This window comes from Gilvimarinus gilvus (genome assembly GCF_030518155.1).
Classification (GTDB): domain Bacteria; phylum Pseudomonadota; class Gammaproteobacteria; order Pseudomonadales; family Cellvibrionaceae; genus Gilvimarinus; species Gilvimarinus gilvus.
In genome coordinates this window covers 1-336 of the sequence record NZ_JAULRU010000367.1, presented here as the reverse complement: position 1 = coordinate 336, position 336 = coordinate 1, and the positions used below count along the sequence as shown (strand labels likewise).

Genomic DNA, 336 nt, shown 5'->3' with positions numbered 1-336 from the left:
GGCACGTACAAGAAGATCAACGACAAGTACTTCCCGTTCAGCATCGAATGATCCGCCCTGACCTGCGCGCCCCCGCGGCGCGCAAGTCCCTAGAATGACCTGCCCATGAATATCGACCTGCACGGATTCGGTCCGGCCATGATGGCCGGCACCCTGATGACCGTAAAACTGGCGCTATGCGCCTTGCTGCTGGGCCTGGTTTTGGGCCTGCTTGGCGCCCTGGCCAAGACCTCTTCGATCAAGCCGCTGCAATGGCTTGGCGGTTTCTACTCGACCCTGGTGCGCGGCGTGCCCGAGCTGCTGTGGGTACTGCTTATCTATTTCGGCACCGTCGGG

Annotated in this window: 1 protein-coding gene; it reads left to right on the top strand. The window is 61.3% G+C overall.

From position 1 onward, the window contains the following. Nucleotides 1-105: 105 nt before the first annotated feature. A partial coding sequence (locus QWI17_RS06295; protein ID WP_302721676.1) for an ABC transporter permease subunit occupies nt 106-336 on the top strand: 231 nt, incomplete at its 3' end.